The organism is Pseudanabaena sp. lw0831, assembly GCF_016584665.1.
Taxonomy (GTDB): Bacteria; Cyanobacteriota; Cyanobacteriia; order Pseudanabaenales; family Pseudanabaenaceae; genus Pseudanabaena.
The window spans coordinates 135,368-161,300 of the sequence record NZ_BBJB01000057.1 but is presented as its reverse complement, the minus strand read 5'-3'; the positions used below and the strand labels follow the sequence as shown (position 1 = coordinate 161,300).

Annotated in this window: 24 protein-coding genes and 1 pseudogene; 11 read left to right on the top strand and 14 right to left on the bottom strand. The window is 44.4% G+C overall.

The window, feature by feature from the left end; all coding sequences use genetic code 11:
• Positions 1–100: 100 nt before the first annotated feature.
• Positions 101–1,396: a lipid-A-disaccharide synthase gene (locus APA_RS11640; protein WP_236579517.1), complete on the bottom strand. Its 1,296-nt coding sequence runs from the start codon at positions 1,394–1,396 to the stop codon at positions 101–103.
• A 279-nt stretch (positions 1,397–1,675) separates the two neighbouring features.
• Between APA_RS11640 and btpA the strand changes: the two genes are divergently transcribed.
• Entirely contained in the window at positions 1,676–2,542 is an 867-nt protein-coding gene (gene btpA / locus APA_RS11635; RefSeq protein ID WP_201322429.1) for a photosystem I biogenesis protein BtpA, read from the top strand.
• A gap of 70 nt (positions 2,543–2,612) precedes the next feature.
• Positions 2,613–3,512: a vitamin K epoxide reductase family protein gene (locus APA_RS11630; RefSeq protein ID WP_201322428.1), complete on the top strand. Its 900-nt coding sequence runs from the start codon at positions 2,613–2,615 to the stop codon at positions 3,510–3,512.
• 32 nt (positions 3,513–3,544) lie between these two features.
• Here APA_RS11630 and APA_RS11625 read toward each other — a convergent pair whose 3' ends face one another.
• From APA_RS11625 to rpmI, 3 genes are all read right to left on the bottom strand, one after another.
• Complete coding sequence (locus tag APA_RS11625) at positions 3,545–4,372, bottom strand: transporter substrate-binding domain-containing protein (RefSeq protein WP_201322427.1); 828 nt, start codon at positions 4,370–4,372, stop codon at positions 3,545–3,547.
• Between the two features lie 75 nt (positions 4,373–4,447).
• Positions 4,448–4,801, bottom strand: coding sequence for a 50S ribosomal protein L20 (gene rplT, locus APA_RS11620; protein WP_103670289.1), 354 nt, complete (start codon positions 4,799–4,801; stop codon positions 4,448–4,450).
• A 72-nt stretch (positions 4,802–4,873) separates the two neighbouring features.
• On the bottom strand, positions 4,874–5,071 hold the full coding sequence (gene rpmI / locus APA_RS11615; protein WP_103670288.1) for a 50S ribosomal protein L35: 198 nt from the start codon (positions 5,069–5,071) through the stop codon (positions 4,874–4,876).
• Positions 5,072–5,174: 103 nt separating this feature from the next.
• Between rpmI and lpxB the strand changes: the two genes are divergently transcribed.
• On the top strand, positions 5,175–6,356 hold the full coding sequence (lpxB, locus tag APA_RS11610) for a lipid-A-disaccharide synthase (RefSeq protein WP_201322426.1): 1,182 nt from the start codon (positions 5,175–5,177) through the stop codon (positions 6,354–6,356).
• A gap of 166 nt (positions 6,357–6,522) precedes the next feature.
• On the opposite strand, the pseudogene APA_RS25210 reads toward lpxB, so the two are convergent.
• The 4 genes and pseudogenes from APA_RS25210 to APA_RS11595 all read right to left on the bottom strand — a co-directional run.
• A pseudogene (locus APA_RS25210) lies at positions 6,523–6,687 on the bottom strand (IS982 family transposase); the annotation flags it as partial.
• Entirely contained in the window at positions 6,681–7,739 is a 1,059-nt protein-coding gene (pstS, locus tag APA_RS11605; RefSeq protein ID WP_201322425.1) for a phosphate ABC transporter substrate-binding protein PstS, read from the bottom strand. The pseudogene APA_RS25210 and the gene pstS, both read right to left, overlap by 7 nt.
• 107 nt (positions 7,740–7,846) lie before the next feature.
• The gene (pstA, locus tag APA_RS25205; RefSeq protein WP_236579516.1) at positions 7,847–9,733 is read right to left on the bottom strand and encodes a phosphate ABC transporter permease PstA; all 1,887 of its coding nucleotides are present in this window, start codon (positions 9,731–9,733) and stop codon (positions 7,847–7,849) included.
• The gene (locus APA_RS11595; protein WP_201322424.1) at positions 9,726–10,955 is read right to left on the bottom strand and encodes a metallophosphoesterase; all 1,230 of its coding nucleotides are present in this window, start codon (positions 10,953–10,955) and stop codon (positions 9,726–9,728) included. Before APA_RS11595 ends, pstA begins: the two co-directional genes overlap by 8 nt.
• A 331-nt stretch (positions 10,956–11,286) precedes the next feature.
• Between APA_RS11595 and APA_RS11590 the strand changes: the two genes are divergently transcribed.
• The 3 genes from APA_RS11590 to cobI all read left to right on the top strand — a co-directional run bounded on the left by APA_RS11590 (position 11,287) and on the right by cobI (position 13,791).
• On the top strand, positions 11,287–12,018 hold the full coding sequence (locus APA_RS11590) for an SIMPL domain-containing protein (RefSeq protein ID WP_201322423.1): 732 nt from the start codon (positions 11,287–11,289) through the stop codon (positions 12,016–12,018).
• 316 nt (positions 12,019–12,334) lie between these two features.
• On the top strand, positions 12,335–12,964 hold the full coding sequence (locus APA_RS11585) for a precorrin-8X methylmutase (RefSeq protein ID WP_201322422.1): 630 nt from the start codon (positions 12,335–12,337) through the stop codon (positions 12,962–12,964).
• Between the two features lie 122 nt (positions 12,965–13,086).
• Positions 13,087–13,791 carry a precorrin-2 C(20)-methyltransferase gene (gene cobI / locus APA_RS11580; protein ID WP_374101355.1) on the top strand — a complete coding sequence of 235 codons (705 nt, stop codon included), beginning with the start codon at positions 13,087–13,089 and terminating at the stop codon, positions 13,789–13,791.
• 44 nt (positions 13,792–13,835) lie between these two features.
• On the opposite strand, the gene APA_RS11575 is transcribed toward cobI, so the two are convergent.
• The 5 genes from APA_RS11575 to APA_RS11555 form a co-directional block, all read right to left on the bottom strand.
• Positions 13,836–14,321, bottom strand: coding sequence for a hypothetical protein (locus APA_RS11575; RefSeq protein WP_201322420.1), 486 nt, complete (start codon positions 14,319–14,321; stop codon positions 13,836–13,838).
• Between the two features lie 64 nt (positions 14,322–14,385).
• Entirely contained in the window at positions 14,386–14,814 is a 429-nt protein-coding gene (locus APA_RS11570) for a hypothetical protein (RefSeq protein WP_201322419.1), read from the bottom strand.
• 63 nt (positions 14,815–14,877) lie between these two features.
• A complete protein-coding gene (locus tag APA_RS11565; RefSeq protein WP_201322418.1) occupies positions 14,878–15,123 on the bottom strand; it encodes a GlsB/YeaQ/YmgE family stress response membrane protein in 246 nt (81 codons plus the stop codon).
• A gap of 187 nt (positions 15,124–15,310) precedes the next feature.
• Positions 15,311–15,796 carry a CsbD family protein gene (locus APA_RS25200; RefSeq protein WP_236579515.1) on the bottom strand — a complete coding sequence of 162 codons (486 nt, stop codon included), beginning with the start codon at positions 15,794–15,796 and terminating at the stop codon, positions 15,311–15,313.
• Between the two features lie 171 nt (positions 15,797–15,967).
• Positions 15,968–16,225: a CsbD family protein gene (locus APA_RS11555; RefSeq protein WP_201322417.1), complete on the bottom strand. Its 258-nt coding sequence runs from the start codon at positions 16,223–16,225 to the stop codon at positions 15,968–15,970.
• Positions 16,226–16,463: 238 nt separating this feature from the next.
• Here APA_RS11555 and APA_RS11550 point away from each other — a divergent pair, with 238 nt between their 5' ends.
• Both APA_RS11550 and APA_RS11545 read left to right on the top strand, forming a co-directional pair.
• The gene (locus APA_RS11550; RefSeq protein ID WP_201322416.1) at positions 16,464–17,939 is read left to right on the top strand and encodes an alpha-amylase; all 1,476 of its coding nucleotides are present in this window, start codon (positions 16,464–16,466) and stop codon (positions 17,937–17,939) included.
• Between the two features lie 131 nt (positions 17,940–18,070).
• On the top strand, positions 18,071–18,505 hold the full coding sequence (locus APA_RS11545; RefSeq protein ID WP_201322464.1) for a BLUF domain-containing protein: 435 nt from the start codon (positions 18,071–18,073) through the stop codon (positions 18,503–18,505).
• A gap of 87 nt (positions 18,506–18,592) precedes the next feature.
• Here APA_RS11545 and APA_RS11540 read toward each other — a convergent pair whose 3' ends face one another.
• A complete protein-coding gene (locus APA_RS11540; protein WP_201322415.1) occupies positions 18,593–18,745 on the bottom strand; it encodes a hypothetical protein in 153 nt (50 codons plus the stop codon).
• A 673-nt stretch (positions 18,746–19,418) separates the two neighbouring features.
• Here APA_RS11540 and APA_RS11535 point away from each other — a divergent pair.
• The 3 genes from APA_RS11535 to APA_RS11525 all read left to right on the top strand — a co-directional run bounded on the left by APA_RS11535 (position 19,419) and on the right by APA_RS11525 (position 25,783).
• Positions 19,419–19,967, top strand: coding sequence for an Lrp/AsnC family transcriptional regulator (locus APA_RS11535; RefSeq protein WP_201322414.1), 549 nt, complete (start codon positions 19,419–19,421; stop codon positions 19,965–19,967).
• 187 nt (positions 19,968–20,154) lie between these two features.
• The gene (locus APA_RS11530) at positions 20,155–23,160 is read left to right on the top strand and encodes an alpha/beta fold hydrolase (protein ID WP_201322413.1); all 3,006 of its coding nucleotides are present in this window, start codon (positions 20,155–20,157) and stop codon (positions 23,158–23,160) included.
• A gap of 268 nt (positions 23,161–23,428) precedes the next feature.
• Positions 23,429–25,783: a 3-hydroxyacyl-CoA dehydrogenase/enoyl-CoA hydratase family protein gene (locus APA_RS11525; protein ID WP_201322412.1), complete on the top strand. Its 2,355-nt coding sequence runs from the start codon at positions 23,429–23,431 to the stop codon at positions 25,781–25,783.
• The last annotated feature ends 150 nt before the right edge of the window (positions 25,784–25,933 follow it).

Sequence of the window (25,933 nt, the reverse complement as noted above, 5' to 3'; positions counted from 1 at the left end):
ATCTTTTAAGGAGATTTCCAAAAGAATATATACCCATGCGTAGGGGCAGGTTTAGAGGCAAGTCAATGGTTTACCGATAGATTTATTCCAAAACCTGCCCTTACAGGGATTTTATTGACTGGAAATCTTTTAAATTATTGATGACCATGGCTGCGAGTTTTGTGGCCGCTCCTGCTTCACCACATACTTTTTTTAAGCGATCGCGCATTTTTGCTAACTCTTCGGGGCGATCGAGATAAGACAAAATTTCTGTAGCAACTTGAGTCGGTATGAGCTTTCCCCAAAGCTCTGGCACGATCGCTTCACCAGCCCATATATTCGGCCAAGCTAATAACTGACCTCTTTTTTGAATTTGAGAAATCAGAATCCGATTAATTAAAATCCCTAAAACTTTACCCAAAAGTGGCGCTGATGCAATTAGCCCCAGCAATCCATCCCAGCCCACTTTGGTGTCTGCAAAATTGGTGGGCAAAAGAACTAGCATCGGCTGATTGAGCGCTGCTAGCTCGGCAGTATTCGCGCCGACAGTGGTAATGCAGAGTTGGCTGCTTTTGATGAAGTTATGGGCGGGGAATTCGCGATGGATCTTAATGATAGTCCCTTTGGCAGTTACTAAATTTCCATCAAATATATTGGCTGTCGCCCCATCACTATCGGCAGTAGGAAAGCTAATTTGAGTATATTGAGCTAAGGTTTCGGGGGTAGTCGTTGGGGCAAGGATGATCGCTAATTCTAGATCGGGACGTTTTTGTTTGAGAATATCCGCGATCGCCACAACTAGAGGTGCACCGACCTGTAGTTTATGCCCTTTGGAACCAGGCATAAAGCAAATTCTGTTAGCAGGTAATGAGTTTCTCAATGTCTCTTCTTGATTTGATTGATCAATCATCAAATCCCCGATTACTGTTGCTTTTGCTCGAAATTCTGTTGGGATCTTATCGAAAACTGCCTGATTGCGTACTGCGAACAAATCTACCCAGCGAGACCATCGGGCTTCCCATTCTGCATAAATCAAAGTTTTGTAGCCAAGGCGCTTAGCGATCGCGATCGCAAAAAACTGATCTCCACCCAAAAAAACTACGATCCCTTGTTTCGCCCATTCCCAGTTAGGCGTTTTACCCCACAATAAAAAATCAAAAAACTGATCCTGAGGCAATACACGATCTACATTCGGAAAACTTTGGGCAAGTTGGGCTTCCCGTCCACTGGCATTCTGGCATGGTGAGAGGGCGATCGAAATGCGCGTTTTTTGAGGGTTGGTTAAGTCTGGCTGCGATCGCATTGATATTTCTAAGGCTTGAAGAAAGGGAAATACCCATGTCGTTAACTCCCCAGGAGCATTCGACAGAATTAAAATATCTGTAGAAATATCCTTGGTTTGAGGAATGTTAGCCATTGTCAGTAAACCCATAAAGTAGACAGAAAATTTCTCACTCTCTCTACTTTATGGGTTTACTGACAATGGCACAATTAAATATAAAACCCCAAAATCTGTACCGCCCGCTACGCGGGCGGTACAGATTTTGCCTCTGTTTTTTTAATTGTGTCGAGGTACTCATTGCCAGAAATTGAAATGACGGGATCGAATTCACGATAAAATTATGCACTCATAATCAAGTTAAATTAAGAGCTAGTCACTCAGCTTTTTACCCAAATTTTTATAAACGTCACGCATGTGGATTTAAGTAGTTTATTTGATACGCCCAAACCCGTAATTGGGGTCATCCATCTTTTGCCATTGCCTACTTCGCCTCGTTGGGGGAGCAGTCTTAAAGAGGTAATTGATCGTGCTGAGCAGGAAGCTACAGCACTCGCCGCAGGCGGTGTACATGGAATTATCGTAGAAAATTTTTTTGATGCTCCATTTACTAAAGATCGCGTCGATCCTGCTGTGGTCAGTTCCATGAGCCTAGTTGTCCATCGAGTCAAGCAAATGGTTGGCGTTCCTGTAGGCATCAATGTCCTAAGGAATGATGGTCATAGTGCCTTAGCGATCGCTTCCTGTGTTGGTGCTAAGTTTATTCGGGTCAATGTCCTGATGGGCGTAATGGCAACCGATCAAGGCATTATCGAAGGTGATGCCTACAAACTTTTGCGCTATCGCCGTGAACTAGGCTCAGACGTGAAAATCTTTGCTGATGTTTTGGTGAAGCATGCTCAACCCATTTCAGTTCCGCAGATTTCCGCAGCAGTCCACGATACGATTTATCGAGGACTTGCTGATGCGGTGATTTTATCTGGATGGGCAACGGGACATCCACCGACATCAGAAGATCTTCAGGAAGCAAAAATTGCCTGTGGTGATACACCTCTATTTGTTGGCTCTGGCGCAACATGGGATAATGTGCCGCAGTTGATGGAATATGCTGATGGCGTAATTGTCTCTAGCTCACTCAAGCGTAATGGTCAGATTCAACAAGCGATCGATCCGATCAGGGTCAGCCGCTTTGTAGATGCTGTGCGCTTAGATATTGCCAATAAAAAAAATAAGCATGTTGCCGAAGAGCAAATATTGCGATCTCCGCCGATATCGATTGGATAAAATCTATAAAATAAAAGCTAGATGCGCATAACGCCTCTAGTTACAAATCTATTTAGTAGGCAGGTACAAATTGTCAGGAACAGCTACAAGAAAACGATCTGAGCCTTGGTTGCATCGGTGGTCGCGCCCTGCGATCGTCGCTTTGTCCCTATTTGGCTTTTCTCTAACAACTTATTTGACCGTAACTCACTTTTTTGGGCAAAAAGTCGCACTCTGTGATGTCCAAGGAAGTGGCTGTGACTTAGTGCTAAGTAGTGAATACGCCAAGATTTTTGGGATCCCTTTAACAATCTTTGGTGCTTTAGGCTATCTCACCATCGGACTGTTAGCGGGCTTGCCATTGCTCTTAAAAAAAGATGATCCCAAAGCTCAAGCACAAATCAAGGAATTAGCGAATTTCTTGCTGTTTATGGTTTCCTCGTCAACTTTTGTCTTTAGCGGCTACCTGATGTATCTCCTCGCTTCGGGGCAGATCGGTGGACAGCCGCAGGTTTGCCTCTATTGCATATCTTCTGCTGTCACCATGACCACAATTTGGTTGCTAACTATATTCGGTAATGCTTGGAAAGATGTGGGCAATCTCTTCTTTACAGGTGCGATCGTGGCGATCGTTACATTTACAGGAACTTTGGTCGTTTATGGTAGCCAAGGCAAACTCTCGGCTCAGAGTAACTCGTTTGCAGGACGATTAGCTCAGCACTTGACCGCAACCAATGCCAAGATGTACGGCGCATATTGGTGTCCGCATTGTTTAGATCAAAAGAAAAAGTTTGGCGAGGCTGAAAAGTTAATTCCCTATGTGGAATGTGCTCCTAATGCTCCTAATGGGGTAAAGTCCCAAACTGCATTATGTGAACAAAAAGGAATCAAGGGATTTCCCACTTGGGAGATCAATGGAAAGATGCTTTCAGGTGAGCGAACTTTAGATGAATTAGCAAATGAATCTGGCTATACAGGCGATCGCAAATAAATAAAAAAGAGAGTGCAAAGCACTCTCTTTTTTTATAAGCCCCAATAATTTGCGCGTTCTTTGAGCCAGCCATTTCTTCGCCATTTCTCAACAATATCAAATACCCGATCGCGTAAGTCTAGATGCTGTAAACCACGCGGTAAAGCGATCGCTAAACTATGAACCGCCAATGGCTGCCCAATGATTACATAATCAGGATGATCCTTTAGCCATTGCATGAGACTAGTGCGATCGCCCACAAAAGCTTTGACTTTGCCAGATAGCAGAGCATCTAAGCCATCAGCGTAAGAACTTGCACCAATAATCGCCGCTTTGGGGAATTGAGATTGGATAATAGCAATTGCTGCTGAATTCTTAAGAACCCCAATGGCTGATGGTAGCCTCAGTTCTTGAAAAGTTATGTCACGCTTAGCGATCGCGATCGTGCTGTCGGTGTAATAGGGCAAAGAAAAATCAACTAGGCGCGAACGATTTGTGGTGACGGTGATTTGGGCGATCGCTAAATCAACCTGATTGTTTTGTAATGCGGATAAGCGATCGCGATTTTTTAATGGGATTAGCTCAATCGGCATATTTAGCTCATTGGCTAATTCACGAGCAATATCAATTTCTAGCCCTGACAAGTTACCACTGCGATCGCGAAATCCTAAAGGCGGCAAATTATCTTTGACCCCAATAACTAACTTGCCTCGTTTTTGGATTTTATCGAGAGTATTTATTTCTGGAGTTATTAATGAATTTGTTTCTGCGGCGATAGCCAAATTATGTGGTTGAAGCGCCTTGAGATAATTCCCGCCATCAAACAAGGAAATTATTGCGATCGTTGCGAAGGCAAAAGTATTACTCTGGTTTTTTTTCACATCTCCTCCCTAAAATCTCAAAAAACCCAAAAAAGAAAAAAGCGGCGCTGAGCGCCGCTTTTTTCTTTTTTGGGTTTAAACGATCGCTTTTGCTTTTTCTACAATTGCAGTAAAAGCATCAGGATCAAGAATCGCAATCTGAGAAAGCATCTTACGATTGATCTCAATATTAGATTTCTTCAACAACCCTGCAAATTTGCTATAGCTCAAACCTTGTTGGCGAGCCGCAGCATTAATGCGGGTAATCCAGAGACTACGAAAATCGCGCTTCTTCTTGCGGCGATCGCGGTAGGCATTACGCAGAGCTTTCATTACCTGCTGGTTAGCAGTGCGGAACAGCTTAGAGTGCGATCCGCGAAAGCCCTTGGCTAATTTCAGTACTTTGTTGCGGCGCTTCCTAGCTACGTTACCGCGTTTTACTCTCGTCATGGCAGTTCGTTAATTATCGTTAAAATCGGTTATTTTCACTTCTAGCAATGTCTATCTCATCGATAGCAATCACTAGGCGTAAGGCATCATTGCACTTACTCTGTCATTATCAGTCTCATCAACTATAGCCATTTTACCCAATCTGCTCTTACGAACAGTTGGCTTATGCTCTAGTAGGTGATTGCGACCAGCGTGGCGGCGAGCAAACTTGCCGCTACCCGTCACCTTGAATCGCTTGGCGGCAGATTTACGAGTTTTGAGCTTAGGCACTTCTTTCTAGTCCAAATTTTTGACCTTTACGAGTGTACCATAAGGTAACGCGATATGTTGAATTTGGCGTGAAATAATATGGCACAACCTATAAAACTTAAGTATGGAATCTAATTCAGAAATTAAGACAAAACGCCGCGTGTTTATCAGTACAGGGGAAGTTTCAGGCGATTGGCATGGGGCGATTTTGATTGAGGGGCTGCGAGAACGTGCTGCCCTAAGAGGGATCGAATTAGAAATCGTCGGACTTGGTGGAGATCGCATGGCGGCGACAGGGATCAAGGTGCTAGGAAATACGGTCGGAATTGGTTCAATTGGGATAGTTGAAGCGCTACCTTATATTTTGCCAACCCTGAAGGTGCAGCGAGATGCAAAACAATGGTTAAAAACTTCTCCGCCCGATGTGGTAGTGCTAATCGATTACATGATGCCCAATCAAAGTATGGGGCATTATGCTAAACACACATTAAAGATCCCCGTCATCTATTACATCGCTCCTCAAGAATGGGTTTGGTCATATAACGACAAAAACACGAGGGCGATCGCTGATTTTACGGATAAATTATTGGCAATTTTCCCGCAAGAAGCAGTTTTTTACGAGAAGCAAGGCACAAACGTACAATGGGTCGGACATCCATTTGTAGACCTAATGGCAAGGATTCCCGATCGCATGGAAGCACGTAAGCAACTTGGTATCGCTGATGATGATTTGGTGGTGACTTTACTTCCAGCTTCTCGTACTCAAGAATTGCGATCGGTCATGCCGATTATTCTGGCAACCGCTAAAATCATCCAAACGAAGTTACCCCATGTCAAATTTTGGTTGCCGCTATCTTTAGAGCGCTATCGCCCCGAAGTTGAGAAGTTACTTAAGGAATATGACATCAAAGCCACAATCATTTCCGCAAAGTCTCAGATTGCAATTAGCGCGGCTGACTTGGTGCTGAGCAAATCAGGAACTGTGAATTTAGAGACAGCTCTTCTCAATGTGCCGCAGGTAATTTTATATCGAGTCAGTAATGTTACGGCTTGGATCGCCCGTCATGTGCTGAAGCTAAAACTACCATTTATTTCACCCGTGAATTTAGTCAATATGGAATCAGTCGTGCCTGAATTTGTCCAAACTGCGGCGATTCCCGAAGCGATCGCGGAATGTGCATTAGATTTATTAATCAATCCTCAAGCAAGGCAAACTATGCTGGATGGATATGCCAGAGTAAGAGAAAGTTTAGGCGAAAAGGGCGCGATTAAACGTGTTGCTGATTCGATTCTTGATTATCTATAGCTTGATTGTCTATAGAAAGATAGATAGAAAAACTTCGTTATGAACTACCAAACCTCTCGCCGCCAATTTCTAGCTGGTGCTTCTAGAGCGATCGCTTTAACAAACAGTCTAGTGACGGCTGGCGAGACTGCTGCCCAATCATCTAATCAGACGTGAATTCAACGAACTACAAGCAAATAGGAGGAAGAGCAGACAATCCTTTGACCTGAAGATCCAAAGCAGGTTTAGTCTCGCGATAGGGATAAGCAACCAAACTAGCCAAAAGGCTAGCGAGAAAATTGAAAATACTGCGATGCCTTGAATGCTCAATCTGAGAAATGTTTTTCAGTTGCCAATTTTATCTAGTTCGGCGATCGCCTTTTTGACAATCATGTCTGGCAGAGGAACATATCCAAGTTCAGAACCCATTGCTTGTCCCTGTGTCAATCCCCACCGCAAGACATCTTTCAGTGCTTGCGCCTGCTTGGGATCGTCATACTGCTTATAGGCTAGTACCCAACTATACGTGACAATTGGATAGGCATCATTTGTTTCAGGGTCAGCTACAGAACCGCGAAAATCGTCAGACAATTTGATAGTGGCGATCGCCTTGGCAGTTGCATCTTCCGTTGGCAGAGCAAACTGTCCCATTCTATTTTCTAGCGCAGCTGTGGCAAGTTTCAACTGTTTGGCAAAAGCATATTCCACATAGCCAATTACGCCTTCTCCTTGCTGTATTTGAGCGCTAATTCCCGAATTATCCTTGATACCAACGCCCGTCTTCCAAGAAACGTTAAGCCCAGTTCCTACTGCACTTTGCCACTCAGGACTAATCGCGCTGAGATGGGCTGTAAATGCTGCGGTCGTACCGCTTCCATCAGAGCGATGAACTACGGTAATTGGCAGATCTGGAAGCGTAACGCTTGGATTAAGAGCGGCGATCGCGGGGTCGTTCCATTTTTTAATCTTGCCTAAAAAAATAGCTGGGAGAACTTGCCGTGATAGCTTTAGTCCAGTCTTTACCCCAGGAATGTTGTACACAACTGCAACACTACCCGCTACAGATGGAATAAGAACTACGCCGCGATTGACTTGAGAGATTTCTTTATCAGTAGGAGGAACTTCACTCGCACCAAAGTCTACTGTTCCCGAGAGAAACTGCTGAATTCCTGCAGCGCTACCTACTGGTTGGTAACTGATTTGCACGTTAGGGTTTTTAGTGTTGTATTCCTTAAACCAGCGCAAATACAAGAATGAAGGAAAGGTTGCTCCCGCCCCATATAGAGAAATTGCGGTGGCAATTGCTGACGGTTTAGATTCGGGGGCTTGAGTATTAGTCTCCTTAGGATCGGGAGGCTTTCCTTGACAAGCCTTTAGCGCGATCGCTAAGGGGATGGCTGACATTAGGAGAAATCCGCGACGGGATGAAACAAATCTGAAAGACACAAATAACCTAACTGTAGATTTTGGATAACAATACTACGATCTGTCAGCAAAGAAAAGGCTCATCGCTACAGGCGATCGCGCGTTAAAAATCTCGCTGTGATGCTGAGCGTTAAAATTAGGGCGACAACTACGAGAGCCGCCGTCCAAGCCAACGATTGATGGTTAGGATAAGGCGACAAGGCAAAGTTATAGATCAGCACGGACATTGATGCAACAGGCTTCCATAATCCATTGAATCCATACTGGCTGAACAAGGCAGTAAATAGCAATGGAGCCGTTTCACCAGATGCCCGCGCGATGGATAGAACTACCCCAGTGGCGATCGCTGGCGATGCATCTGGTAAAATTATAAATACAATAGCTTGGAGCGGACTTGCTCCTAGAGCATATGCCCCTTCACGCAGTTCTAGAGCCACAGCTTTTAATCCTTCTTCTGCAGTCCGCACTGTAATTGGCAACATTACTACCGCTAGGGCTACTCCCCCTGCGATCGCCGAAAAAGTTCCTGTAGTGAGAACAACTAAGGCGTATACAAAAAGACCGCAGAGAATTGATGGCACTCCACTCAAAATTCCATTAAAAAACCTAACCCATTGCGATAGAGCATTACCTCGCCCAAATTCAACCAAATAGATCGCCGTCCCAATTCCTAATGGTGCGCTTAATCCCGCACCTATTCCCACCATTAATAAGGTTCCCTCAATCGCATTGCGGAAACCTCCACCTAAGTCTAACGGCGGCGGCGGGAATTCTGTAAATGCCGCGACATCAAAACGCGATACTCCTTGCCATATCAGACTCGCAAAAATCGATCCAATTGCCAAAACAGCAATCGATGTTCCCAAAATTATCCCGAATGTCAACAGCCAAGTTCCAATTTTGCGCCGCAGCGGATTTGGCTGCCACAGTCCTAATTGTCGATTGGATGGAATGCGATCGCGAACTGTTTTAACACAATAACTTCCTATGATCTGCAAAAATGTTAAATTACCGTATTGCTTAGCTAAATCCTGAATTAGATGGAATGAACTTATAAACCAGTTAGCCACAACATTGACGAACAGCGTCAACACCATTAGCACTAGTGCAGCATAAAGCAATGCCGACACCTGAATTCCACGCGCTTCTGAAAATTGATTGGCAATTAAGGCGGCGATCGTAGAGCTAGGAGCCAGCCACGACCATTGAATTTGATTAGCATTACCAATCAGCATCACAGCTGCCATCGTTTCGCCGATCGCCCTACCAAGTGCAAGCACTGCCGCACCGACGATTCCAGACAAACCCGCAGGAATCATAATTCCTAAAATAAACTCCCAACGATTTGCTCCAAGGGCAGCTGCTCCCAAACGCAACTCTAATGGGACTGAGGCTAGCGCATCGCGAGATAGCGCAACCACAATGGGCAAAATCATCAGCGTCAGCACCAAGATTGTTGGCAATAGCGAGCGATTAGATGGAACTGTGCTAAAAAAAGGGATCCATCCCAAGTTTTGATGCAGCCAAAGAAGCACGGGCTTCATTATCGGGGTCAGCGTAAAAATCCCCCAAAGACCATAGACAACACTAGGAATAGCTGCAAGTAACTCGATCGCAAAAGAAATTGGTACGCGAATGCTTTTAGGTACAAAATTTTCATTCAAGAAAATCGCAATGCCAACTCCCATAGGAATTGCTAGTGCTAGGGCGACTATAGAACTGACTAGAGTTCCATAGATCTGAGGCAAAATTCCATAAATGTTGCGGACTGGATTCCATTCTGTCGTGAAGAGAAACCCTAACCCAAATTTTTGAATCGCAGGAATAGCCGCGATCGCCAGTTCGACAGCGATCGCGGCAACAATGACGACAATCGCGATCGCCATTCCTAGAGTAACCCAATGAAATACCAAGTTCGACCAAAGAGAAGCTCTATTGCGGGTCAAATAATTTGGGATAGAGACTTTAGGCACGACATAGATCGGCGCTTAAGCGACTTTCACAGCTAGAACGTTCTGATGCACTCAGATCTTCCATTTTGACATCACGACGCAATACCATGCCATTATGACCAGAGATAAAGCGGGGAAGCTCCTCAAACTTAATCAGTTGCATGGTTCGCATGTCATAGGTAGTATAGGTTGTAAGTTCAGGAGATGCAAAGTTGATATCCATTACAGTTAGAGATTTTCGTGGTGGCAGACGACTGTCAATATAAGGACGAGGTCCCGCACCGAGAATTCCCATATGTAAAAGCTGGAGCTTGCCTTTATGAGCGGGATAGTATCCGTGATGGTGTCCGCTGATATAGGTATGCACCTGATTTCGCTCTAGCATCGCCCGTAACTGTTCGGTATTTGCCATGACTTCACCAGGATCATTGCGCCCAACCGTAATCGCATAAAGAGGTAAGTGTCCCAATAAAATCTTGATTTTTGCAGATTTAGCTTCAGGGCTTTGCAACGCCTTCTCCACCCAATCCAGTTTGTCTTTGGGAATCATATCGGACGAACCATCCCAAACCAGAAAGAAAATGTCTTTGTGTTTGAAACTATAGTAGAAAGGAAACTCATTGCGATCGACAAATTCCACTCCGGGATTGTGCGCTGGATCGTTCCAATATTTAGAAGCGACCTTCCTTTCTTTGTCAAACAAAAAACCACCCGATATACTTCTAGCGCTAGATGCATCGTGATTTCCCATCGTAAATCCGTAGGGCAGTTTTGCCTTACGCAATGGAGATGCCACATGGTCGTCAAAGGCTCCCCACATCGCTTTCATCTGCTCTTCAGTCAGGGAAGGATATTGTCCAGCTACCATGTCGCCACTACATACCACCATATCTGGCTGCCAAAAGGGAAGTAGGGCAACACCCTTATCGACTTCTGGATCGTAATCAGTTGAACCATAGGCGCTGTTAAGATCGCTGATTACTACCAGTCGTACATCACCCCTTGGTGGATTATAAAGTCCATTTGGACCAGCGCTGTCAACGATCGCCTTTGTTGCTGGAGGAAGTGGAGTCTCTTTTGGGGCAGACTCAACAGCTTTTGGATTTGCAGTTACTGACGGGGTGGGAGAGGTAGGGGTTGATGTAGAGATCAAACCAGTTTGACATGCATGGAGCGCCAACACTATGGCAAGACCAGCCAACATACCAAGGAAAATTCGCAAAGACGATCGCCAAAACTGCATGATTTAAGTTGAAAGTTCAACGCGAACTACATAAGGATTCAAGTTAAATTAAGCATATAATCCATTTCTTTGCAACATAATCCAAACCGCAACAGTAATTCTCCTTATCAAAATTGGTTTCATAATGAGAATTGCTGAAACCGCAAATCTTGCTTTACAGTAATTTTCGATCAAAAATGTCGCTAAGCAATACCTTCACTCTTAAGATTTGGGAACCTAGATCTTTGTCGTTGCTGAAAATGTAACCACTCTAAATCCTATTTTATCTAGGTGATATTTTAAGAACAGCAAAAATAACAATATCGTAAAAGCAAAGGTTCGTAAGGATTATATGCGTCACTTAACTACATTTGTTCTCAGTCTTGCTTTTTGTGTTCCCGCGATCGCAACGATCGCACCTGCCGCAAAGGCGAAAGAATCTTCTGCAAAGTATTCCGAAATCAAAAATGAGCGGGTTCTCACGGTCACAGGACGTGGTGAACGCTCTGTCAAAACCACTAAAGCGAGAATTCAGCTTGGTGTAAATGTGGAAGGAAAAACTGCGATCGCCGTCCAAGAAGAAGTTGCGCGTCAAGCTAATAGCATTGTCGCGCGCTTGCAGCAACTAAATGTTGAGAAATTACAAACCACCAGCATTCAGCTCAATCCCAAGTATGTCTATGAAAATAATCGCCAACGCCAAGAAGGTTTCACGGGACAGACTAGTGTGAGTTTTGTAGTCGCGATCGATCAAGCTGGTTCAGTCCTTGATGCGGCTGTTAACTCAGGTGCAAATCTAATTGAGCAAATTAGCTTTGTCGCCACCGATGCCGAGTTAAATGCCGCTAAGCAATTCGCGCTCCAAGATGCGATTAAAGATGCTCAAACTCAATCTAATACGGTTTTGAGCGCCTTAGGTTTTACGCCCAAAACCATAAAGACCATTAATATTAGTGATTCAGCGATCGCTTATCCAGTTCCACAGCCACGCATGGACACATTTGCCAAAGCTGCTAGCTCCGTGCCAATTTTGGCTGGCGAGCAGAAAGTCGAGGCTTTAGTGACTTTGCAAATTACTTACTAAGTCCCTAATTAAAAAAGACAAATCGCCCGCTAAGCGGGCGATTTGTCTTTTTTGGTTTTAAGATTTCTTTTGCCTAACTGCTTATACTAATTCTCAAAGTGGCGTTGCCATCAGCAATTCTCATTATGAAACTGATTTTGGTGTTTCCAGCGCCTTTGGCGCTGGAAACACCAGAATCGGTTTTTTGAAAGCACGCCTAAGGCGTGCTTTCAAAAAACCGATTTGTATAATGAGAATTGCTACGTTTCCACTTTGAGAATTGGTATTAAGGGGCTTTACGCTTTAGAATAGCTTGAGATCTAATCTGACCTGTTACATGCTTGACTATATCCGTGATGGCAATGAAATTTATCAAAAGTCCTTTGCCACAATTCGCGCTGAGGCTGATTTATCAATTTTGCCACAGGACTTAGAAGTAGTTGCTGTGCGTTTAATTCATGCCTGTGGGATGACAGATATTGTTGGAGATCTTGGCTATTCTGAAGATGTGGTGAAAATTGGGAGGGCAGCGCTGAAAAATGGCGCAAATATTCTCTGTGACGCGCAAATGGTTGCTAATGGAGTCACCCGCAAGCGCCTACCAGCCAATAATCCTGTAATTTGCACCTTAAATGAGCCTGAAGTGCCAGAAATTGCTAAAACAATTGGCAATACACGTTCAGCCGCCGCAATGGAACTATGGAGATCGCATATTGAGGGATCGATCGTAGCGATCGGTAATGCACCAACGGCACTATTTCGATTATTAGAAATGCTAGATCAAGGTTTGCCCAAACCAGCCGTTATACTAGGATTCCCCGTTGGTTTTGTCGGTGCGATCGAATCAAAGGCGGCTTTGGCAGCAAACAGTCGTGGCGTTCCCTTTTTGACTATTCATGGTCGGCGTGGGGGGAGTGCGATGGCAGCCGCAGCCTTGAATGCATTAGCGATGGAGAATGAGCTATAGCAATGTACTTGATTTGTCAGTAAGGGTAATTCATGAATTGCCCTTACTGGTTTAGCTAGGCAAGGAAAAGATTCTCACACACATGATTTAGGATTGTTAGTATGAACCCAGTTGAAGAAGTGATTGCAAAAAAAGGAAACTTGTATGGCTTGGGAATTGGGCCAGGCGATCCAGAGTTATTGACTATTAAAGCGCATCGCATTTTGACTTCAGTTCCTGTGATCGCCTATCCGACTATGGAAAGCGGCAAAGTTTTGGCTAGGGCGATCGTTGCTGATTTTATTCGCCCTGAGCAGATTGAAGTACCAATGCCACTTCCATTTAGTGTCGATCGCTCTTCACAGCCCTATTACGACATTGCTGCCGAAAAGATCGCCAAACATTTAGAAGCAGGGCGGGATGTGGCGGTATTATGCGAAGGCGATCCGATGCTCTACGGCTCGTTTATGTATATTTTCAATCGTCTATCTGACAGGTTTCATACAGAAGTCATTCCAGGAATATCTTCTACTTTTGCCAGTGCCGCAATGTTGGGCGCTCCCCTTACATATCGCAATGATGTACTGAGTATCATGCCTGCAACTTTAGAAGCTAGTATTTTACGCGATCGCCTAGCAGTTGCCGATGCGGCGATCATCATCAAATTAGGTAGACATTTCGCTAAAGTTAAGTCAGTTTTAGAAGAATTAGGATTATTTTCTCGCGCCCTATATATTGAACGCGCCACAATGCCCAATCAAACGATTAAAGCGATCTCCTCAGTTGTTGCCGATGAAGTTCCCTATTGGGCGATCGTCATGATTCCCAGTCAAACTAATCCGCAATAAAAAAGAAGCAGTGCTTTGCACTGCCTCTTTTTTATTGGGATTGACTAATTGTTAGGAGAACCTGTGGTTGGCATTGGTGTTGCAGAAGGAGTCACAGCCTTTGGAGGTGCAGCTGGTGTTGCTGTCGGTTGGGCTGTTACGGTTACTGCTGGTGCTGGTGCTGGTGCTGGTGCTACAGGCTGAGGCTGTACAGTGATCTCAACCTTGGGAGTTGGTTGCGAAGTTGCAGGACTTACTTCTTTAATAGTTGTGTTATTCCGTTCGATTATTGTTGATTTGTTTTCTTTCACAGTATCAACTGCACTCGGTACTAAGATCGGTGTTGCTACTGGGCGGTTGTTTAGGAAGTATGCGATCGCTCCTCCACCTATCGCTAAGAGAAGTATGACACTGACAATTACGGCAGTAGAACTGCCATCGTTGTTGACTCTAGTCTTGTGTTCTTCAGTAACTCTGTATCCGTTCACAGGAGTATTTGAGTCAGATGTAACTTTTCTACTTGTGATTTCTTGATCTCTTTCATTAGGCATGATTTTTAATATAACTCTTAGTAATTGTTTAAGCTGGGCATTGCGACGTATCGCAAGTAATTGACTAATTGTTTGGAGAACCTGTGGTTGGTCTTGGTGTTGCAGCGGGAGTGGCAGCCTTTGGAGTTTCGGCTGGTGCTACAGGCTGAGGCTGAACAGTGATGTCAACTTTTGGGGTTGGTTGCGAAGTTGCAGGACTTACTTCTTTAATAGTTGTGTTATTCCGTTCGATTACTGTTGATTTGTTTTCTCTCACAGTGTCCACTGCACTCGGGACTAAGATCGGTGTTACTGGGCGGTTGTTTAGATAATATGCAACTGCTCCTGCGCCTACAGCTAAGAAAAGCAAGACGATAACAATCACAGCGTTAGAACTGCTATCATCTTTGACTTTAGTCGTGCGTTCTTCAGAAACGTTGTATCTGTTCAATGGAGTATTTGAGTTAGATGTAACTTTCCTACTTGTGATTTCTTGATCTCTTTCGTCAGGCATGATTTTTAATAAAACTCTTAGTAATTGTTTAAGCTAGGCGTTGCGACGTATCGCGAGTAATAACTACGCTGACTTAATCAGGCGTAGCCCAAACAGGAGGACAACAGCGCCAATCGTGGCAACAATCAAACTACCGAGTAGTCCGCCGCCAGTAGATAGACCAAAGGTGCTAAATAAGAAACCACCGAGCAATGCGCCAATGACACCGACAACGATATCTCCCACCAACCCAAATCCACCACCTCTCATCAGTTGTCCTGCTAGCCAGCCAGCAGCTAGACCGATCAAAATAAACCAAAGAAAATTCATACAATTCCATCCTTTTTATTAGTCATTGCAGTTTTCAACTTATTTCACTGATGTTACGTGGAACCCTCATCCCCCAACCCCTTCTCCCGCAGGAGAAGGGGAGTAAAACCCATATTATTTCTTGTTCCCCTCTCCTGCGGGAGAGGGGCTAGGGGTGAGGGCTGTAGAAACTTCCACGTAACATCAGTTATTTCAACATGTCTTTAAGTTTACCTTTGGCATCTTCCATTAAATTGCGAGTCTTCGATTCCATTTGTTTTGCCTTGCCAGTGACTTGGTCTCGGCTATCGCCTGTGACGTTACCGATCGCCTCTTGAGTTTTACCTTCGATATTTTTGGTAGCAGCCTTGACCCTTTCTGGTAACTTCACCTTGCCTCGAATATCTTCAGCCGCATTACGAACATCGGCTTCAACTTGTTTCGCCTTACCAGCAATTTGATTTTGGGTATCACCCATAACATTGCCGATCGCTTCTTGAGTTTTACCTTCAAGATCTTTGGCAGTTGCTTTAACTTTCCCCATTGTGGCGATCGCTGTATGAGGATAATTAACTAGCTGCGTGAATGATTGTTCCGCCGAACTATTCTTAACAGCAAGCCCAAAGACTAAGGTAAATGAGAGGATTGAAATTAATCCAATCTTTAATAATGATCGATAAATTTGCGAAATCATTTCAGTTCTCCAATTACTCTCTAAAAAATGTATTGTTTGGGATTTAATTTATCTAGTTAAATAAGTAGTCCCTAAGGAATGCCTTATCTTGTTAGATACAGGAATAAAGACGATTTTTTGATGATTAAAAATACAAAAAATCTTGGATCGTAATTTTTTAGTTAATTAGATTTAATCAATAGCATTTTTGACATCTTTCGCTTTATTCTTTACAGATTCAGCTACATTTTTAGCTTTTTCTTTAACAATGTCAGCAACATCTTTAGCTGCATCTTTGACATCTTCAGCTGCATTGCGAACATTTGCTTCAACCTGCTTTGCCTGACCTTCAGACTGCTTTGAAGAGTCATGAGTGATATTGCCCACAACTTCTTCAATTTTGCCTTCAATATTTTTGGCAGCCGCTTTAGCTCTTTCTGGTAAACTCATAATTAATGTCCTTTGTTTTTAATTCACAAATTCACTTTTGCAGCCGCGTGATTGATTTATTGAGTGAAATGAGTAACTTGATTAAATACGACATAAAATTTAACAAAGAGGATTTAACCAATATGATAGAGATCACCAGCCTTTCCAAAATATTTATTACTCAATCAGCCTCGTAATTAAGCAATAATTTCTTTATTCCTAGTTTTGTTTTTTAACCTTGATATAGAGAATGTTAGCTATGGCGAAACAAAATGGCGTGATGATGCAGTATTTCCACTGGTACATGCCCGACGATGGTAGTCTGTGGAATCAGGTGGCTGAAAAAGCTGATGAATTAGCAAAAATAGGTATTACATCCCTTTGGTTACCACCTGCTTACAAAGGTACGGCTGGAGGTATGGATGTGGGGTATGGCATTTATGACTTATTTGATCTTGGCGAGTTTGACCAAAAAGGCTCAATCAGAACCAAATATGGGACTAAAGACGAATATATTCGCGCCATTAAAGCCGCACAGAAAGTAGGAATTAATGTTTATGCCGATGTAGTGTTTAATCACAAACTAGGGGCCGATCGCGAAGAAGAAATGGAAGCGACTCCATTTAGCATGGAAAATCGGAATCAGGCGATCGGCGAGTATCAACACATCAAAGCTTGGACTCACTTTACTTTTGAGGGTCGCAAGGGCAAGTATTCGACGATGGAATGGCATTGGTGGCATTTTGATGCGATCGATTACAACGTTTATAACGAAGGTGAAGACGCTATCTATTTGCTTAAGGGTAAATCCTTTGATAAGGACGTTGATCTCGAAAAAGGGAACTTTGATTACTTAATGGGTTGCGACCTTGACATGCAAAACTCGGAAGTCCAAGGGGAACTCAAATATTGGGGGGAATGGGTGTATGACACAACCCATGTCGATGGATTCCGATTTGATGCGGTTAAGCATGTGTCAGCAAGATTCTTTCCAGAATGGTTAGAGCATGTGCGTCATCACGCCAAACGGGATCTATTTGCAGTGGGGGAATATTGGTCTTACGAAGTAGAAGCTTTAAATAATTTCATCGCTATTACCGATGGTAAGGTCGATCTATTTGATGCACCTTTGCACTTTAATTTCCATCTCGCCAGTCAAGCGGGTCAAGATTATGACCTCAGCCAAATTTTTGAAAATACCTTAGTCAAAGATCAGCCGACCCTCGCGGTTACCTTGGTAGAAAACCATGACTCTCAGCCATTGCAGTCCCTAGAATCAATCGTCGAGGCTTGGTTTAAGCCCCTTGCCTACGCACTGATTTTGCTAAGGCAAGAAGGATATCCTTGTATTTTTTATGGTGATTACTACGGCGCACATTACAAGGATTGGGGTAAAGATGGCAATGAGTATGAAATTTGGATGGAGAGCCACCAATGGTTACTTGATAAGTTCCTTTTTGCTCGGCAAACCTATTGCTATGGCGATCAGTTAGACTATTTCGACCATCCCAATACGATTGGTTGGACAAGATTGGGCGATGAAGATCATTCTGGTGGTATGGCGGTAGTACTTAGTAACGGCGAAGATGGACGGAAATGGATGAATGTCGGTCATCCTAATAGTACCTACATCGATATCACTGAGCATGTTGCTGAGCCTGTGACCACCAATGACGAAGGCTGGGCAGAGTTTTGTTGCAATGGTGGCTCAGTTTCTGTATGGCTCAAAAAGTAGAGCTTAGTAGCTAGAGCCAAAAGAGAGTAGCAGCGCTTTGCGCTGCTACTCTCTTTTGTGTTAATTGTGTGCGACAAATCATTGGCGATTTTTGGTAGTCTTATATACATTACTTGGCAATGAATAAATCTATGGCTCTCTATCGTTTAATCTACGTTAGTCAGGCGATCGCAGGACTAGAATATCCCGACTTGGTTGAAATTTTGGAGAAGTCCGAACGTAACAACAAAAAAGTAGGAATTACGGGAATGTTGAGTTTTGGTGATTCGATGTTTTTGCAGGTACTAGAGGGCAGTCGGCGGGTGATTAGCCAAACCTATAATCGCATTCTGCTAGATAAGCGTCATGTTAATGCTGAGCTGATAGATTTCTCGGAAATTGAGCATCGCGATTTTGCTCTATGGTCGATGAAGGTTGTTCAACTTGGTAATCATGCCGAAGTGCGCGACATTATCTTGAAATACTCAAGTTCAGATATATTTTCACCAATCTCGATGACTGGCAAGCAGAGTTTGAATTTTTTGCGTGAATTGACTGAACTTTATCAAAAGGGAGTAGTCTCCTAGAATGCCAAAGAGAAGAAGTATTAGGGTGGGCATTGCCCACCCTAATACCTGCAAGCAGCAACTTGCTGCTTGCAGGTAGCAAATCTATTAAAAAACTCCAATCAAAATGATGAAAGTGAATAGACAAAGCATCCCTAATATCCATGCAAAGATAGTTAAATAGGGAGCATGGTTTAATCGATCTAGATACTGATTAGCTTTTTGGTAACTCTCATCGGAATGTGAAGCAGCAGATTTCATAATTCTTTCTTCCATTATTCCTTAAAAGACATCAACTTTTAATTGCAATGGCTCACAAGGGTTGTAAAGACTGTACAAACAACAGATTGATAAAGCCCCTCTACTTTATAGAGCCATCTACCAGCAAAAGATTAGGCTTCTACAATCATCAAAAGTCATACTCTAATCTTACAACAACACTCAAGAATCTTAGGGATTAGATACAAAGAAATACACTTGACTGGGCTTGGAAGTAGTGTATGCCAATCTTAGTAAGCTCTATAACTTTAGTCAATTTACTCCCTTCCCAGTGAAGAATTAGTGGTGCGCGGCTTCGCCGCGCACCACTAATTCTTCACTTTACAACGTCTATTCTCTCGGTAGGAAGGGAGTAGTTAAGATATAAACTCAAAAAGAGAGTTGCGGCACGAAGCGCCGCAACTCTCTTTTTGGGTTTTGTTTTGTCCTAACTGGCTACAGCTATATGACGGTTTCGGGGGGGCTCTATATTTATAACTTTGCAGCAAAAATCTACATTTTTTAATACTTTATTCATTATTTTGGTTTATAAAATAAACCAAAATAATGAATAAAGTATTAAATAACAACTGGCGGTCTTGATTTAACTGGAGAATTCGGCTAGGATAAAAAGTAAGGAAATATCAATTTATAAACCTGTATTTGGAGGGGTCAATTGCAAAAGAAAAAATCTCTTAAACGCAACCCTACAGATAAGCAACCAGAACAGTTTCAGCAGTTAGACGATCGCGATAAATTACTGTTGCAACTCTTACAAGAAAACAGTCGAACGAGTAATGTAGAATTGGCTCGTCAGCTAAATCTCACCCCACCTGGGTTGCAAAAACGGCTTAAAAAACTAGAAGAAAGTGGTTGCATCGATGGATACGTAACACTAGTAAATCGTGAGGCATTGGGACTCGATCTGCTCTGTTTTACCCAAGTTACCCTCACCCATAATCAACCAGAATGTGTCGGTCAGTTCTGCGAACGGATGAAGGGGTTAACTGAAGTATTGGAATGCCACCATCTGACTGGAGAATTTGACTATTTATTGAAGGTGGTCGCATCAGATCACCAACAGCTAGAACGATTTCTCAATGAGCAGATCACGCCAATGCCAGGCGTTGAGAAGGTACGCACAAATATCGTACTGAACCAAATCAAATCATCAACTTCTCTGCCCTTCGATACTGAGTCAAATTCTATAGAAATCCAGAATTAACAAGTTCCTATAGTTCCTATAGCCCTGCACTCAAGTGCGGGCTAAAAGCTAAAGTCTGCTGAAGCAGACTAAAGAAATCTTCTAATTAACCCGTTTCAACGGGTTTGAGCTTTCAGCCCGCACTTGAGTGCAGGGCATAAGTATATCACAAGCAACTTCAGATCCCATCTTAGGGGAGGTAGCGACAGTGAAACATATAGAAGGAACGTTATTGGGGTATGAAGGATGCCATCTCTACTATCAAAGCTGGCAACCAGAGGGAATTAGCCATGCGATCGTTGTTCTCATTCATGGCTTGGGTACACATAGTGGCGTATTTCAGAATGTGGTGGACTATTTGGTTCCCCAAGGCTATGAGGTCTATGCCCTAGATTTACGAGGACATGGACGTTCTGAGGGACAACGCGGCTACATCAATCGTTGGCAAGAATTTCGCGAAGATTTACATCTTCTATTGCAACAGATTCGATCGCAACGGGTTTGCTGTTCTTATATCCTTTGGGGACATAGCCTAGGCGGGACGATCGCCCTTGACTATATCTTGCACTATCCTGAAAATATTCAGGGTGCGATCGTGACTGCGCCTGCTTTGAATAAGGTAAATATCTCGAATTTCAAGTTATCTTTGGGGAAATTATTTTCTAACGTATTACCAAGGTTCAGTTTGAAATTGGGGATTCCCCATGAAGGTAATGCCCGAACTCCAGCCGAACAACTTGCTTACGAGCAAGATCCATTGAGACATGAATATGGAACTGCACGTCTGGCGACAGAATTCTCCTCAACCGTAGACTGGATTTACAGCCATGCATCGGAGATTAAAATCCCATTGTTAGTGATGCATGGCAATTCCGATCGCGTCACGCTTCCCGAAGCCAGTCGTGCTTTTTTCCAACGGGTGATCTTTCCTGATAAAGAACATCGAGAATACCCTGATAGCTATCACGATCTCTACGTAGATGTCCATGCTCGCAAAGTATTTACTGATTTAGAAATCTGGCTCGATCGCCATCTAGCTCACGATTTAGCAGGAACGCAAACCTGCCAGTTTTTCTTAGCGAACACATTACAAAATGCGGCTTTAGTTCCTTTAGGACGAACGTTACCTTCGCTGTTAGAAGAAGCTTGTCAACGTAATCCCAATGCCAAAGCTCTTAATCAATGGACAGATCTTGGTTGGCGATCGCATTCCAATCAAGCATTCAAATCGGCAACGGAAACTTTGGCGATGGGATTGCTCGGTTTGGGTTTAGCTAAAGGCGATCGCGTGGCTTTACTGCTGCATAACGATCTCAATTTTGCGATCGCAGATATGGGTTGTCTATTAGCAGGCTTAGTGGATGTACCGATTGACTTGACGCAGACTTTAGAAAATATTTTCTGGGCGCTATCTCATAGTGAAGCCAAGGCTTTGGTGATCGCCAATTTGGATTTACTGAAGCAAATCGCACCATATTTGGGTAAAGCTCCGAATTTGCAGCAAATTGTGATTGCGGAAGTTCCTGATGATTGGCAGCCAACGCGATCGCTAGCTCCAGAATCGGCAGAGGATATACAGAACGATAGCTTGGAATTTACGCAAAATATTCCTGCCCAAGCTTGTCTAGATCTGCATACGTTCCTACATGGAAATCGTCCAGAATTTGCTCCAGAATCTCGCGATATTGCCCTACCTCAATGTTTACAAGTATTTTCACTAAGTGAATTGCAAGCCCAAGGTCAGAGTCGGGCGACCGCGCATAATCTCCAAATCTTGCGATCGCGTTTGAACTCTAGGGATCTGGCGACGATCATCTACATTCCCGCAGAGAATGGCAAACTGGTGGGAGTGATGCTGACCCATGAAAATCTTTCTGGGAACGCTTTAGCCGCTTTTGCGAGTTTAAAGGATATGGAATGGGGTGATCGCGAGGTGGGGCTATCCTTTTTGCCGCTGACCCATGTGTTTGCGCGTTGTCTGTTCTATGGTCATCTGTACTACGGTCACAGCATTTACCTCTCCCATCCCAACCGCGTACTCAGACATTTAAAGGAAGTCCAACCGACAATTCTCGCTTCCATACCTCTGCTTTTAGAGAAGTTCTATAGCAAAATTGTGGAGCGCAGCCAGAAATCATCATCGTGGTGGGAGCAGCAGATTGCGGTCTGTGGGTTGCGCCTAGCGCAACAATATGAGCTAGGACAACAGCCTCGCGGACTGGCAGCTTTGCACAACAAACTGGCGATGCAAATTGCCGATGGATTGGTATATACGCAGTGGCGATCGCTATTTGGCGATCGCTTGAAATATCTGCTCAGTGGTGGAGCGGCGCTAAGTCCCGAAATCGCCAAAGCGTTTAATGCCGCAGGGATACCAGTCTTGCAGGGTTATGGTCTAACGCAGACGGGTGGTGTCGTCTGTTTCAATCGGGTGGACAATAATCGGGCTGGCACGGTGGGCAGTCCGATTCCAGGAGTGGAAATTGCGATCGCTGCCGATGGCGAAATTCTTGTCCGTGGACTGTACGTTACCCCCGACTATTACAAAAATGCAGCAGCTACCGAGGCAGCGATCGATCCGCAAGGATGGCTGCATACAGGCGATTTGGGGGCATTTACTGACAATGGTTTGCTCAAAATCACGGGCATGAAGAAATCTCTGTTTAAGCTCTCCACAGGGAAATATATTGCCCCGCAACCCTTGGAAGAACAGCTAAACAAGTCAGTTCTGATCAAGCAAGCCACGATCGTCGGTTCCGATCGCAAGTTCTGCTCAGCATTGATCTTTGTCAATCTTAGTGCTTTACGCGATCGCGTGCGAGCTTTGGGTTTCCCTGAATTGAGTGTCACCTTAAGTAATGACGAACTGTTCCGTCATCCCTGTATCTTGGCACTCTATCGCGCTGAAATCGATGCAATCAACTGCCACTTACCTTATTGGGCGAATGTCAAGCGCTTTCTGCTGATCGATGCGGAATTGACTTTAGAAAATGGCTTACTGAGGTCAGATCAGCAAATCAATCGGGCTGCGGTAATTGCAAGATTCTCTCGCGAGATCGACATTCTCTATGGAGAGCAGGATGAGAGCAAGCTTAAAAACAGGAACAAGGCGAACAATTTAGAACCTGAAAATGTTCAACTCGATTGTGCTGATTATGATGCGATCGCCTGTCCAATTTTCACGCAGTCGCTCAATCCCCGCTTTACCAATTAGAAAATCGAAGAGATCCCCCTCAATCCCCCTTGTAAAGGGGGAAGAATTTAATTCCCCCCTTTACAAGGGGGATTGAGGGGGATCTAAAGCAACCCCCGCTTTACCAATTAGATATTCACTTTAAGAATTACTTTCCGAGGTCAAAACCTCAAAGAGATCCCCCTCAATCCCCCTTATAAAGGGGAAGGAATTAATTCCCCCCCTTTATAAGGGGGGCTGGGGGGGATCTAAAATCCCCGCTTTCCAAATCCACAGGAGGATTAAGATTATGTTTACGCCATTCCGAACCGTTGCTGTTCTCGGTGCAGGCGTGATGGGTAGCCAGATCGCCGCCCATCTGGCTAATGCTGGTCTGACCGTACATCTGCTCAATCTAGCTTCAAGCACTGGTTGCAAGAATGACCATGTGGAGGCGGCTTATAAGAAAGCGCTGAAACTATCACCACCAATTTGCTTTACCGAGAAAACCTCTCGGCGCGTCATTCTTGGCAACTTTGATGAGCATTTCGATCGCTTAGCCACAGTTGACTGGGTGATTGAGGCAATTGTGGAAGATTTGCCCACAAAGCAAGCCCTGATGGAACGATTGGAAGCGGTGATCCATCCCGATGCAATTATTTCCACGAATACTAGCGGCTTACCAATTCAGGCGATCGCTAAAGGACGCACAAAATCTTTTCGCAGTCGCTTTTTGGGAACGCATTTCTTCAATCCACCGCGCTATCTGAAATTGCTGGAACTGATTCCCACTAAGGACACCGATCCGCAGGTATTAGCGAGAATGCAATGGTTTGGAGAATTGCATTTAGGCAAGGGCATCGTGATTGCTAAAGACACGCCCAATTTCATCGCCAATCGCATTGGGATGTATGCGACGCTGCTAGCCATCAAAGCATGGACTGAAAAAGGTTACACGATCGCCGAAATTGACACCTTAACGGGAACCTTGGTAGGTAGACCCAAATCCGCAACCTTCCGCACTGCTGATCTAATTGGGCTGGACACTCTGACCTATGTCACCGATCATCTGTATCCTGCGATTCCTGACGATGAGAGTCGCGAGATCTTTCAAGTTCCCGAAATTATGCAAAAACTGGTCTCTACAGGAACTTTGGGCGCGAAAACGGGACAGGGCTTTTACAAGAAACAGAAGTCAGCAATTCTTGCCATCAATCCTGAAACCTTGACCTACGAAGCCACTGATGACACTGATTCTTTAGAAGTTACCGCGATCGCCAAATTACCACTTACCGATCGCCTGATTGCTCTGTATCGAGATCGCGGCAGGGCTGGCGAATTCTTCCGTCAAACCATGCTGGAAATCTTGGCGTACAGCTCCCGTCGGATTCCTGAAATTGCTGATAGCCCTCTCGATATCGATCGCGCCATGTGTTGGGGCTTTGGCTGGGAATTAGGGCCTTTTGAGATTTGGGAAGCACTGGGCTTTGAAACAGTTTTGGCAGATATGAGATCGGCAAATATCCTTCTGCCTGAATGGGTAAACATCTTGAGTTCTAAAGAAGGTCAACACTTCTATCAAGAGGATATCCATCAAAATCTGGAAGTCTATCGACATGGACAGGGCTATGTCCCAGTGCCATTGCTACGGGATGCGATCGATCTCGACCTGCTGAAATCGGAACCTAAACTCACAGTATGGCAAAATTCCGAAGCCGCACTGCTCGATCTGGGTGATGGGGTGCTGCTGTACGAATTTCGCTCTAAGGGTAACACGCTCAGTTTCAAAGTGCTTGAAGGTCTATCAGCATCCCTAGATATCTTGATGTCAGATCATTACAAGGGCATGGTCATCGGCAATGGTAGCGATCATTTCTCTGGTGGCGCGAATCTGCTAGAAATGGTCATCGCCGCGCAATCTGGCAACCTTGGCGTATTGGAAAAACTGATTGTAGACTTCCAAAATCTATTACATCGCATTTACTACGCACCCAAACCAATCGTTGCCGCCATCCAAGGGCGAGTTCTCGGTGGTGCTTGCGAACTCGTCCTCGCTTGTCCCCACGTAGTCGCCGCCGCCGAAACCTATATCGGTCTAGTGGAAGTGAGTGTCGGTCTGATTCCAGGAGCAGGGGGAATTCTGCGTACAGTCAAGCGTGCGGTGGAACGTTCTGCCTCAGAATTACCAAGCCACATTCAACCGTTAATCACGCGCGTCTTTGAAACGATCGCGATGGCAAAGGTTTCTTCCAGTGCCTATGAAGCTCAGGAAATGGGTTACTTACCAGCCAGTGCAAAGATTGTGATCAATGGCGATCGCCGTCTAGCGGTAGCAAAAGCAGAAATCCTCCATCTCGATCGCCTTGGCTATCTGCCACCAATCGAGAACAATAGCATCATGGTACTAGGACGTTCTGGTAGAGCCGTCTTGGAACATGAGGCATATCTCTTCCAACAAGGCGGCTATGCCAGCGAATACGATCGCTATCTTGCCAATCGCCTCGCTTATGTGATGACAGGCGGCGAACTCTCGGCTCCTGCCTTGGTTTCGGAACAGTATCTACTGCAATTGGAACGGGAAACTTTCTTGCCACTGTTGGAGCAACCAAAGACGCAAGAACGGATTGCTCATGTTTTGAAAACGAAAAAGCCGTTGAGGAATTAAATCGCCCCCTAGCCCCCAATTCTTGGGGAACAAGAAAATAACAGACTTTCAAAGCCCCCCAGAATTGGGGGGGTTAGGGGGCTAGATAGGTTGAAACGCAGACAGATTAGGTCAATCCGATCTTGATTATGGAGACTAAAACAATGAACG